11 protein-coding genes and 1 pseudogene are annotated in these 10780 nt (G+C 73.2%); 9 read left to right on the plus strand and 3 right to left on the minus strand.

What is annotated here, in order from left to right:
- Both V7793_RS25825 and V7793_RS25830 read left to right on the plus strand, forming a co-directional pair.
- Window positions 1-377, plus strand: a pseudogene (locus V7793_RS25825) (hypothetical protein); the annotation flags it as partial.
- 10 nt (window positions 378-387) lie between these two features.
- The gene (locus tag V7793_RS25830; RefSeq protein ID WP_336010415.1) at window positions 388-1098 is read left to right on the plus strand and encodes a TetR/AcrR family transcriptional regulator; all 711 of its coding nucleotides are present in this window, start codon (window positions 388-390) and stop codon (window positions 1096-1098) included.
- Between the two features lie 230 nt (window positions 1099-1328).
- Here V7793_RS25830 and V7793_RS25835 read toward each other — a convergent pair whose 3' ends face one another.
- The gene (locus V7793_RS25835) at window positions 1329-1649 is read right to left on the minus strand and encodes a UBP-type zinc finger domain-containing protein (protein ID WP_336010417.1); all 321 of its coding nucleotides are present in this window, start codon (window positions 1647-1649) and stop codon (window positions 1329-1331) included.
- A 75-nt stretch (window positions 1650-1724) separates the two neighbouring features.
- On the opposite strand from V7793_RS25835, the gene V7793_RS25840 reads away from it, so the two are divergent.
- The 3 genes from V7793_RS25840 (at window position 1725) to V7793_RS25850 (ending at window position 5264) form a co-directional block, all read left to right on the plus strand.
- On the plus strand, window positions 1725-3443 hold the full coding sequence (locus V7793_RS25840) for a bifunctional 3'-5' exonuclease/DNA polymerase (RefSeq protein WP_443057993.1): 1719 nt from the start codon (window positions 1725-1727) through the stop codon (window positions 3441-3443).
- Window positions 3444-3633: 190 nt separating this feature from the next.
- Window positions 3634-4665: a rod shape-determining protein gene (locus tag V7793_RS25845; RefSeq protein ID WP_168094409.1), complete on the plus strand. Its 1032-nt coding sequence runs from the start codon at window positions 3634-3636 to the stop codon at window positions 4663-4665.
- Between the two features lie 143 nt (window positions 4666-4808).
- Window positions 4809-5264: a tellurite resistance TerB family protein gene (locus V7793_RS25850; protein WP_058045579.1), complete on the plus strand. Its 456-nt coding sequence runs from the start codon at window positions 4809-4811 to the stop codon at window positions 5262-5264.
- 59 nt (window positions 5265-5323) lie between these two features.
- On the opposite strand, the gene V7793_RS25855 is transcribed toward V7793_RS25850, so the two are convergent.
- Window positions 5324-6430 (minus strand): type III polyketide synthase, encoded by a 1107-nt coding sequence (locus V7793_RS25855; RefSeq protein WP_336010420.1) that lies wholly within the window; start codon window positions 6428-6430, stop codon window positions 5324-5326.
- 125 nt (window positions 6431-6555) lie between these two features.
- The gene (locus tag V7793_RS25860; protein WP_336010421.1) at window positions 6556-7833 is read right to left on the minus strand and encodes a cytochrome P450; all 1278 of its coding nucleotides are present in this window, start codon (window positions 7831-7833) and stop codon (window positions 6556-6558) included.
- A 444-nt stretch (window positions 7834-8277) separates the two neighbouring features.
- On the opposite strand from V7793_RS25860, the gene V7793_RS25865 reads away from it, so the two are divergent.
- The 4 genes from V7793_RS25865 to V7793_RS25880 all read left to right on the plus strand — a co-directional run.
- A complete protein-coding gene (locus V7793_RS25865; protein ID WP_058045576.1) occupies window positions 8278-8463 on the plus strand; it encodes a hypothetical protein in 186 nt (61 codons plus the stop codon).
- A complete protein-coding gene (locus tag V7793_RS25870) occupies window positions 8460-9239 on the plus strand; it encodes a hypothetical protein (RefSeq protein ID WP_336010424.1) in 780 nt (259 codons plus the stop codon). The genes V7793_RS25865 and V7793_RS25870 overlap by 4 nt, the downstream gene beginning before the upstream one ends.
- Complete coding sequence (locus tag V7793_RS25875) at window positions 9236-10153, plus strand: DUF6895 family protein (RefSeq protein WP_336010425.1); 918 nt, start codon at window positions 9236-9238, stop codon at window positions 10151-10153. The genes V7793_RS25870 and V7793_RS25875 overlap by 4 nt, the downstream gene beginning before the upstream one ends.
- The coding region (locus V7793_RS25880; RefSeq protein ID WP_336010426.1) for a serine hydrolase domain-containing protein at window positions 10150-10780 on the plus strand (631 nt) is incomplete at its 3' end. The genes V7793_RS25875 and V7793_RS25880, both read left to right, overlap by 4 nt.

Below are 10780 nucleotides of genomic sequence, written 5' to 3' on the forward strand. Positions count from 1 at the left end.
TCGGCACCGTGGCCGCGCTGGCCGCCCTGGTCATCCTCCTGAGCCCGCCCGCCGGCTGGGCGGAACCCGGCGAGCTCGTCGGCTCCTGGCGCGCCCACCAAGGAGCGCGGCTGACCCTCCGCGAGGACGGCACGCTCACCGCCGTGGGCGTGCCCACGGCCTTCTCCGAGGACGACGACGAGCAGCCCACCAGGCGGTTCACCGGCAACGGAACCTGGCACCTGGAGAGGAAGCCCAAGCTCGGCCACCAGCGGATCCGGCTCACCCTCGGCGAGACGTTCGAACTCTCGATCGCCGGCGAGGGCGCCCGCGACGGCCTCTTCATCAGGCCCTCCCGGGAAACCACCACCCAGTTCCGCTTCAAGAGGACCCCTTAGGCTCTGAACCGTGCCAGCAGAGAACGAGCCCCGGCCTGCGAAGAGCGAGCAGACCCGCACCCTGATCCTGGAAACCGCGATGCGGCTCTTCCAGGAGCACGGCTACGACAAGACCACCATGCGGGCCATCGCCAAGGAGGCCGGCGTCTCCGTCGGCAACGCGTACTACTACTTCGCCGGCAAGGAACACCTGATCCAGGGCTTCTACGACCGGATCGCCGCCGAGCACCGGGCGGCGGTCCGCGAGGTGCTGGACCGGGAGACCGATCTGGAGGCGCGGCTCTCCGGCGTCCTGCAGGCCTGGCTGGACATCGCCACGCCGTACCACGAGTTCGCGGCCCAGTTCTTCAAGAACGCCGCCGACCCCGACTCCCCGCTGAGCCCCTTCTCCGCCGAGTCCGAGCACGCGCGGGAAGCCGCCATCGATGTCCACCGCGAGGTCCTCGCCGGCGCCAGGACCAAGGTCCCGGCCGAGCTCGCCGACATCCTCCCCGAGCTGATGTGGCTCTCCCAGATGGGCCTCGTCCTCTACTGGGTCTTCGACCGCTCCCCCGACCGCGAACGCACCCGCCGCCTCGCCGACCGCGGCGCCCGCCTGACGACGCGCGGCATCTCTCTGGCCCGCTTCCGCGTCCTCCGCCCGCTCGTCCTCGAAATCCACGAGCTGTTCACGGACTTCCTCCCGGGCATGGCCCAGACGGCGGTCGCCCGCAAGTCCTGAGGTCAGGTGCAGACCACGTAGACCGTGGTGTCGCGGGGATCGCGGTTGGCGTTGATGGGGGCAGTGGTCACGGTCCAGCCGCGGGCGTTCGGGGTGGGATGCGAGCCGGAGATGTAGTTCCGCCGGCCGTCGCTGATCGACGCGCCGCCACCAGTGGCATGCTCCCCGGGCGGGCAGCTAATGGTGTGCGTGACGGCGACATCGGCATCGTGGCCGGGGAATGAGCCCCGTCAGCCCGGTACCAGCAGCAGCTGATCGGCGTAGCACCACGCCCAGTCCTCGCCCGGTTCGAAGGACCGGGCGAGGTCGTGGCCCTGTTCCGTGCGGGCGTGGGCGCTCGCGTGGCGGTTCGGGGAGCTGTCGCAGCAGGCGACGTGGCCGCAGACGAGGCACTCGCGCAGGTGCACCCAGGTGCCGCCCGTGCGCAGGCAGTCCTCGCAGCCTTCCGTCGTGCTGGGGGTGACCTCCGCGGCCGCCTCGTTCAGGTGGGCGCAGTCCCGCCGGGCCGGGCGGCCCTCCGCGTCCGCTGCCACCTGCCAGGTTCCAGTCATGTCCCCAACGTAGCCCGGCACGCGCAACCCCGCAGGTCAGGGCGATTGTCAGACCCCCCTGGCAGGATCATTCGCGTGAGGTTGGCGGTGGCGGAGACGGGCGACGGGGGTGTCCGTCTCCGTGCCGTCGACCTTGCGGGGGCGCCGGTCGGGCCGGTCGCGTCGGCGGGCAGCCTGGCCGAGGCGGTGCGGTCGCATCCGCACGTGGAGCGGTGGGTGTGGCGGTCCACCGCGCACCATTACCCGCAGCTCCTCGCGGCCGGGCTGCGCGTCGAGCGGTGTTACGACGTGGAGGCGGCCGAGAGCCTGCTCGTGGGGCACGAGGAGGGCCAGTCGGGGCAGCCCCGGTCGCTTGCTGCCGCGTGGGCGCGGCTGCGCGGACTGCCCGTGCCCGCCGATCCGCCGCCACGGGCCGCCGGCGGGCAGCCGTCGCTGTTCGAGCCGGGGCCCGTGCCGCTGCCGCCCGGCACGGATCCGCTGGACGCGCTGGTCGAGGTCCATGCCGCGCAGATCGCCCGCGCGGGGGCGGGTGAGTACCGCGGGCGGATGCTGCTCCTCCTCGCCCTGGAGTCCGCGGGCACCCTGGTCGCCGCCGAGATGCACCGGGCGGGCCTGCCGTGGCGGGCCGACGTCCACCGCGCCCTGCTGGACGAGCTGCTCGGGGAGCACTTCCCGGGCGGGCTGGAGCCCCGGCGGCTGGCCGAGCTGGCGGAGGCCGTGTCCGCCGCGTTCGGCGAGGAGGGCGGGCGCGTACGGCCGGATCTGCCCGCGGACATCACCCGGGCCTTCGCCCGCCAGGGCATCTCCCTGTCGTCCACGCGCGCGTGGGAGCTCAAGGCGATCGACCACCCCGCCGTCGAGCCCCTGCTGCAGTACAAGAAGCTCTACCGGCTGCACACGGCCCACGGCCGCTCCTGGCTGCAGACGTGGGTGCGCGAGGGCCGTTTCCGCGCCGAGTACGTGCCGAGCGGTTCCGTCTCGGGCCGCTGGACGACCAACGGCGGGGGCGCGCTGCAGATCCCGCGCGTCGTGCGCCGGGCCGTCGTCGCCGACCCCGGGTGGCGGCTGGTGGTCGCGGACGCCGATCAGATGGAGCCGCGCATCCTCGCCGCCGTCTCCCGCGACCCGGGGCTGATGGAGGCGGCGAGCGGCGAGCGCGATCTGTACGCGGCCCTGTCCGACCGGGCCTTCGCCGGTGACCGCGAGCGGGCCAAGATGGCGATGCTCGGCGCCGTCTACGGGCAGACGTCCGGCGACGGCCTGAAGCACCTCGCGGACCTGCGCCGCCGCTTCCCCGCGGCCGTCGCCCTGGTGGACGACGCGGCGCGGGCGGGCGAGGAGGGCCGCCTCGTACGGACGTGGCTCGGGCGTACGTGCCCGCCGGCCTCCACGGCCCTGCCCGACGAGGCCGGCCTGCCCCAGTCCCCGGACGAGAATTCCGCGCCCGGCTACGGCAGCACCCCGGCCGGCCGGGCCCGCGGCCGTTTCACGCGGAACTTCGTGGTGCAGGGAAGCGCCGCCGACTGGGCCCTGGCGATGCTCGCGGCCCTGCGCCAGGAGCTCGCGGGGCTCCGCGCCGAGCTGGTCTTCTTCCAGCACGACGAGGTCATCGTGCACTGCCCCGAAGCCGAGGCGGCCGTAGCCGCCGAGGCCATCCGCACCGCCTCGCGCCGTGCTGCGGACGTCGTCTTCGGGGAGACGCCCGTGCTGTTCCCGTTCACGACGGCGGTCGTGGAGTGCTACGCCGACGCGAAGGGACCGCAGCCGGCCACCGCGGAAGCAGCCCTGTCCTGACACCCCCGTCCCGGCGCCCCCTGCCCTGACGGTCCGTCAACCCGGTATCGGCCATGCGGGCCACTCCGTCCCCCGTCCGGCCCACCCGGGCGGGCGGTTTCCCGCCCCGCCGCGCACGATGAGCCCAGGGACGCCCGGCGGCGGCGGCCCTCCCCCGTATCCCGACCGCCGCTCCAGGGGAGGCCCTGCCATGACGTCCTTCAGTCTTGAGCAGCTGCGGCGCTGCACCGTCGCCGTGGACCTCGGAGCGGCCCGCACCCGGGTCTACCTCCGCGACAGCGGCCTGATCGTGGACGAGCCGTCGATCGCCGCGGTCAACACCAGGACCGGCTCGCTGATCGCGGTCGGCACGCTCGCCGAGGGCATGGCGGGCCGCACCCCGGCGCACATCAGCGTCGTCCGCCCGGTGTCCGGCGGCACCGTCGTCGACGTCGAGATGGCGCAGCGGATGCTCCGCAACCTCGTCAGCGACAAGGTGCGCCGCGCCTGGCGGCGCAAGCCGATGCTGCGCGCCGCGGTCTGCATCCCGCACGACGCGGATCCGCTCGCCCGCCGCGCGGCCGTCGAGACCCTGATGGGGCTGGGGACGCGCCGCGTGGAGCTGGTCGACACGCTCATCGCGGCCGCCGTGGGCTGCGGGCAGCCCGTCGAGCTGCCCGAGGCGACGATGATCGTGGTGTGCGGGGCGGCCTCCACCCAGGTGGCCGTGTTGTCGCTGGGCGCGATCGTGGCGGCGGAGAAGGTGCTGGTCGGCGGGGACGCCATGGACTACGCGGTCGTCGAGCACCTGCGCAGCCGCCACGAGCTGATGCTGCCCACGCAGGGGCTGCACCCGCTGCACCTCGCGCTCTCCGCGGACCCCATGGAGGAGAGCGCGGAGGTCCGCGGCCGGGACGTGGCAACCGGGCTCTCCCGTACGGTCATGGTGAGCACGGCCGACGTCCGCGAGGTGATGCACACGCCGCTCACGGCCGTGCTGGACGCGATCGGCCGCGTGCTGCGCTCCTGCCCGCCCGACCTCGTGGCGGACCTCGTCGACCGCGGGGTGATGCTCGCGGGCGGCAGCGCGGTGCTGCCGGGCCTGGACCGGATGATCGCCGACGCGACGGGGATGACCGTGCGCATCGCCGACCAGCCGGACGTCTGCGCGGTGCTCGGGCTCGGCGCGATGATGGAGGGCAAGGTGCAGCCGCTGCACCTGGATCCGCTCGCTTCTTCGTAACGAGCCTCTTCGTGACGAGCCTCGCTTCTTCGTAACGAACCTTTCGCGCCACTTCTCTCGCTGTTATGTCACTTTGGGAACTTCCGTACCCCTCTCTCCCGTTCTCCCCGTACACCCCCGTTATGTATGAGGAGAAACGGCAAATGGCGCTCTGGGACCGGCTCAAGGACTCCGCGACGACGATGCAGGGTCAGCTGGTGGCGAAGAAGAACGAGCTGAAGAGCGGCGCGTTCCGGGACGCGAGCATGGCCATGTGCGCCCTGGTCGCGGCCGCCGACGGCTCGATCGACGCCTCGGAGCGGCAGCGCGTCGCCTCGCTGATCGCCACCAACGAGGTGCTGCAGAACTTCCCTGCCGACGACCTGCAGGCCCGCTTCAACGACTACTGCCAGAAGCTCACGGCCGACTTCGACTTCGGCAAGGTCAGCGTGATGCAGACCATCGGCAAGGTGCAGAAGAAGCCGACCGAGGCCCGTGCGGTCGTGCAGATCGGCATCGTCATCGGCGGCGCCGACGGCGACTTCGACAAGACCGAGCAGGCCGTCGTCCGCGAGGCGTGCTTCGCGCTGGGCATCAACCCGGCCGAATTCGACCTCTGACGGGCGACCGGCGAGGGGCTGCACGACCGGCCGGCTCCACCGGCCCGGCCGGAGGCCGGTTACGCGGGCTGCGGCATCGGGCGGCCCGGCGCCTGCCCGCCCCTCGCACCGCCGCCCGCCTCGCTGCTCCACGTGCCCAGCGAGATCTCGGCGGTGATGCCGGGGCCGAAGCCGGCGATGACCCCCCGGGCGTCGTGCGCCACCCCGCCGTCGGCCCACAGGCGCTCCAGTGCGTCGAAGATGACGGCGCTGGCGATGTTGCCCCGCTCGGTGAGCGTGGCCCTGCTGTAGCGGAACCACTCGGGCGCGAGGTCGAGGTACTTGCACAGGTCGTCGAGGATCCTCGGCCCGCCCGCGTGGACGATGTAGAAGTCGAGCTCGGAGACGTTCCAGTCGTGGGGCTCGGCCATGTCGCGCATGGCGGGGGCGAGCATGGCCATCGTGCCCGGGACCCGCTTGTCGAGCAGGAAGTGGAAGCCGGTGTCGCGGACCGCGTAGGAGATCCAGTCCTCGGTGTCCGGCACCAGGTGGGAGCCGTTGCGCTCCAGGCGCACGCCTTCGCCGCCCTCCCCGCGCACCACGGCCGCGGCGAGGGCGTCGCCGAAGAGGCCGTTGGACAGGAGGTTGCCGACGCCGAGGTCGGTGGGCTGGTAGAGCAGCGAGCAGAACTCGCAGGCGACGATGAGGGCGTTGGCACCGGGGTAGGCGGTGCAGAAGTCGTGTGCACGGTTGATGGCGGCACCGCCCGCGGCACAGCCGAGCTGGGCGATGGGCAACTGTCTGGTGGTGACCGGGAAGTCCATGGTGTTGATGAGCCAGGCGGTCATGGACGGCATCATGAAGCCGGTGCACGAGACGTAGACGATCAAGTCGATGTCATGCGGGGTGAGTTCCGCGTGCTCCAGGGCCCGCCGGACGACTGCGGGGACCCGGGCCTTGGCCTCGGTCTCGTAGAGGTTGTTGCGCCAGGTGAGGCCCGGGTGCTTGAGGGTGTCCTCGATGGGCTGGAGGATGTGCCGGGTCTGGACTCCGGTGTTGCCGATCAGCCGCAGGGCCAGCGGCAGCTGCGGGTGGTCGGCGTGCAGCGTCCGAGCCAGCTGCAGGGTCTCCTCCATGGTGATGACGTGCTCGGGTACGGCGATGGCCGGTCGGCAGAGCGTAGCCATGACTGCCTCCTTACCAGGGACTTACCGGTCCAGGGGACTTGACCGGTGGACTTACCGGGCACCGGGTCCGCCGCCCTGCGCGGGCGGTGGGCCGGGCGCCCCGTCGGTGCGCCGCGCCGGTCGCTCTACCAGGCGACGGGCAAGGCGAGGGGGAACCGCCAGATCGAACCGGTGTTCCACCGCACCTCCTCCGCCGGAACGGCCAGGCGCAGGTCGGGAAAACGGGTGAGCAGCGTGCCGATGGCGACCTGGAGCTCCATGCGTGCCAGCGGGGCTCCGAGGCAGTGGTGCGTGCCGTGCCCGAAGGTGAGGTGGGCGGGCGCGCCCTGCCGCTCGAGGTCCAGTTCGTCGGGACGGTCGTAGACGAGCTCGTCGCGGTTGGCCGCGAGGTACGAGACGTGGACGGTCTCGCCCGCGCGGATGGTGACGCCGTCCAGCTCCACGTCCTCCGTGGCCTGGCGGGGGATGCCCACCCCCTGCCGGTACGGGATGAAGCGCAGGAGCTCCTCGACGGCGGCCGGCAGCAGCTCGGGACGGGCCCGCAGGCGGGCCAGCTGCTCCGGGTGGGTGAGCAGGGTGTAGATGATGTTGCTGATCTGGTGGGCGCTGGTGTTGTGGCCGGTGACGAGCAGGAGCATGCCCATCACCGCGACCTCGCGGGCGTCCAGGAACTCGCCGTCCTCGCGCACCGCAGCCAGGGCGCTGAGCAGGTCGCCGCCGGGGTGACGGCGGCGCGCCGCGGTCAACTCGGCGAAATACGCGCGGAGTCCGGCCTTCCCTTCGGCGGCCGCCGCGCAGTCGGGGGTGCCGGGGGACATCATCGCCGTGGCCCAGCGGCGCAGCGGGGCACGGTCCGGCCCGGGGACGTCGAGCAGCTCGAAGACCGTGTTCAGCGGGAGCGGGGCGGCCAGCCAGTCGGAGACGTCGGCCGGGGAGCCGTGGTCGGCCATGGCGTCGAGCAGGCCCTCCACCGTGCGCCGGGTGCGCGGGCGCAGCTCCTCGACCTGGCGCTCGCCGAATGCGCCGGCCAGGAGACCGCGCAGGCGGCTGTGGGCCGGCGGGTCCATGAGATTGATCGACTCGGCGTGGTCGACGAGATCGGGCGTGACGGGCGGCAGACCGCGGCCGATCAGGGCGGCACGGCTGAAGCGGCGGTCGGCAGTGACCGCGCGGACGTGGCGGTGGCCCGTCACGAGCCAGGCGGTGCCGGACGCCGGGCCTCCGGCTCCGGGCGCCGCGGAACCCCCCGGCCCGTCCTCCGCGGCATCGCCCGCGCCATCCCCGCGGGGCATGGGGATGCGGGTGATCGGCGGCTCGCTGCGCAGCCGGGCCAGGAAGGGGTCGAACTCCAGGGCCTCATCGTGGCGGAACGGACAGGTCCACACCGACTCGGAGGTGGTCATCGAAGACTCCCATCCCAAGGGCCCCGCCCGGGTGGCGTGCCAGCTTATTTTCAGACCATGCCGCACCAGTCACCCCGCCACACCCCAGCCTTCGCAGTTCACCCGAATGGTGGAAATTTCGGAGAATCACCCGTCACATCCCCCACTTTTCCCTTCCTTCTCACCACTCCCCCAGGCTCCGCCCCGATTCCCCTGCGCGCGCCCTCGACTTCACCTTGGCGCCCTTGATCCCTTCTTGGCGCCCCTCGATTTCCCCCGGCGCCCCCGATTCCCCGATTCCCCCGTGAGTGCCCTTCGCCTCCGCCATGCGCCCCAACGGACGGCTCGCCGCGGGCCCCGGCGTGTCTCGAGCTGCGGAACCCAAAAGTCGTGCTTAGCCTAATTTTTCAGACATCACTGATTAAGTGATGACAATCCCGACCGCATCTCCTAGAGGAGGCGCACATGCTCGCCCAAGAAACCCTCCGACCCCTTGCGAATCCGGCCGGAACGGCCGCGATCGGCTCCCTGATGGTGGAGCCGGAAGCCGCCGTGAGCGGGGCTCCACTGCCCGCGCCGGAGGCCGCAGGCTTCCTCCTCGCCCTCCTCCTGCTGTCTCCCAAGGAGCCGAAGGAGCCGAAGGGCAAGTGAGTTCCCGTGCGGCCTACGCCGCGGCGGCCGACGAACTCGCGTCCCGCGTCCTCCGTGCCCTCCGGGGCGCGGGGGGCGTGGCGCTCGTCGCCCCGCACCTCGACAGCAGCTCGCCCGACGCACTCGCGGCCCTGGCCGCCGTCCGGGTGATCGGAGCCGACACCTTCACCCCCCACGTCCTGACGGGCGCCCCCTTCCACGCCGCCGACGCGGCCGCCGTCGCCCGTTCCTTCGAGACCTTCCCGGTGCCAGGCAGCGGTCCCTCCGCCCGCCCCGACGAGCGCACCGCCGCCTGGCGCGACTGGGCGACCGCACAACTCCTGGCCCGTACGCGCGGCTACGCCGGCAACCCCGTGGCCACCGTCCCGCCCGAAGCCGGCGAGGACCTCACCGACACCGCCGACTGGCAGCGCTGGTCCGTTCGCATGGCCCAGCTCGCGCCCCTCGCCACCCCCTGCCTGGACGGGCCCGTGCGGGACGCCGCCCGCGGCGCCGCCCTCCCGCTGAGCCGCGGGCTGACCCGGTCCGTGCTGCGCCGCGACTTCCCGACGGCCGTCCGCCTGCTGCGCTGGCTCGCCCTGCTGCGGCACGACGGCATCGCCCTGCCCGTGGAGCCCGGCCCCGTCCTCGACCACGTGCGCCTGCTCGGCGGCGCGAGCCCGCGCACGGCGCTCGACCTGGCGGTCGCCGCCCATCTGCTGGGCGACGGCACGCACTCCGGGAGCCGCTCCGGCTCCGGCACCGCCCCCCAGCCGCCCACGGAGGCGCCGGCATGACGATTTCCGCCCCCGTGGCGACGGCCGCCCGCGCCATGGCCGACCGCGCGCTGTCCTGGCTGCACGCCCACCGCGCGCTCGGCGCCCTGCCGCCCGGCACCACCGAGGAGCTGACCGACCCCGACGGCGTCTACAAACCCCTGGGCGAGAGCACTCTCGCCGCCTCCATCATCCTGCGCGACGGCATGGCCGGGCCCGGCCAACTGGTCGCCGCGCAGAGCCTGATGGACTTCACCTGGCTGCAGCTGCGCAAGGGCGACATGCTCTACGAACGCCAGCTGCGCCACACCCTGATGACCGACCCGCTGGAGATGTACGCCCACTTCGTGCGCTGCGGCTACCGGCACACGGAGCTCGACCGGCTGCTGGCCCACCGCGCGCGGCTGCGCTCGGTGCACAGCGTCGAGCTGCTGCCCAACCGCCGCCTGGCCGTGGCCAACGCCGCCCGCATCGCCGGCCTCGACCACGGCGAGGACTTCGCCGCACTCGCCCGCACCACCTGGCTGGGCGCCACCCCCGAACCGTGGGCGATCAACTGGATCACCGCCTACGCGATGACCCACACGGTCTTCCACCTCACCGACTGGGGCGGCCGGCCCGAGGGTCTGCCGGCCCCCCTCACCTCGTACGTCCGCACCTGGCTGCCGGTGTGGATCGACATCTGGCGCGAGGTCCACCAGTGGGACCTCGTGGCGGAACTCCTCATCGTGGGCGCCTCCTTGTCCGAGCCCTACTGCAACCCGGACGACTGGGAGGCGATGGCTGCCCTGCAGCACGAGGACGGCCTGGTGCCCTGCGACGGCGACCCCGTCGCCGAGGACCCCGCCCGCAGGTTCAAGGAACACCAGCACACCACCGTCGTGGCCGCCGTGGCGGGCTCCATCGCCCTCGCCAGGGCGGCACGAGAGCAGTGACCCCGTCCCTGCGGCAGACCATCCAGGACCACGCGAAGGCCCCCGGCACCCCGCTGAACGCCCTGCTCCTGCCCCTGGCCGACACGGCCCGGGGCGCGAGCGCCGTCGCCGTCGCCGCCGTGCGCGGCGACGAGCGCATCGTGGTGTGCCGCGGGCCGGCCGGGGAGGACACCCGCTTCGAGACCGGCTCGCTCACCAAGACGTTCACCGCGCTGCTGCTCGCCGAGCTCGCCGCCCGCGGCGAGGTCCGCTACGACGACCCCCTCGACCGCTACCTGCCGCCCGGCGCCCGGCGCATCCCGGGCCCGGCCGTCACCCTCCTCCACCTCGCCACGCACACCGCGGGCCTGCCGCGCCTGCCGCCGGGGCTGCTCGCCCGCTCGGTGCGCACAGGCTGGTTCCGCAACCCGTACGCCGCCTTCACCGCGGACGACCTGCTGGCCGCGCTCCCCCGCACCCGGCTCCACCACCGCCCCGGCACACACGTGCGCTACTCCAACTACGGCGTGGGCCTGCTCGGCCTCGCCCTCGCGCGCGCGGCCGGCGGCGCGCCCGGCGACTATCCGGCGCTGCTCGGCGAGCGCGTCCTGCAACCGCTCGGCCTGGCCGACACCGACTGCGACCCCA

Source organism: Streptomyces sp. KLMMK (genome assembly GCF_036961605.1).
Lineage (GTDB): Bacteria > Actinomycetota > Actinomycetes > Streptomycetales > Streptomycetaceae > Streptomyces > Streptomyces telluris.

What these genes read in the sequence shown, in the direction of transcription:
- V7793_RS25835 (WP_336010417.1), bottom strand. Translation starts at nt 1,649, where the DNA reads ATGACTGGAACCTGGCAGGTGGCAGCGGACGCGGAGGGCCGCCCGGCC.
- V7793_RS25845 (WP_168094409.1), top strand. Translation starts at nt 3,634, where the DNA reads ATGACGTCCTTCAGTCTTGAGCAGCTGCGGCGCTGCACCGTCGCCGTG.
- V7793_RS25850 (WP_058045579.1), top strand. Translation starts at nt 4,809, where the DNA reads ATGGCGCTCTGGGACCGGCTCAAGGACTCCGCGACGACGATGCAGGGT.
- V7793_RS25855 (WP_336010420.1), bottom strand. Translation starts at nt 6,430, where the DNA reads ATGGCTACGCTCTGCCGACCGGCCATCGCCGTACCCGAGCACGTCATC.
- V7793_RS25860 (WP_336010421.1), bottom strand. Translation starts at nt 7,833, where the DNA reads ATGACCACCTCCGAGTCGGTGTGGACCTGTCCGTTCCGCCACGATGAG.
- V7793_RS25865 (WP_058045576.1), top strand. Translation starts at nt 8,278, where the DNA reads ATGCTCGCCCAAGAAACCCTCCGACCCCTTGCGAATCCGGCCGGAACG.
- V7793_RS25875 (WP_336010425.1), top strand. Translation starts at nt 9,236, where the DNA reads ATGACGATTTCCGCCCCCGTGGCGACGGCCGCCCGCGCCATGGCCGAC.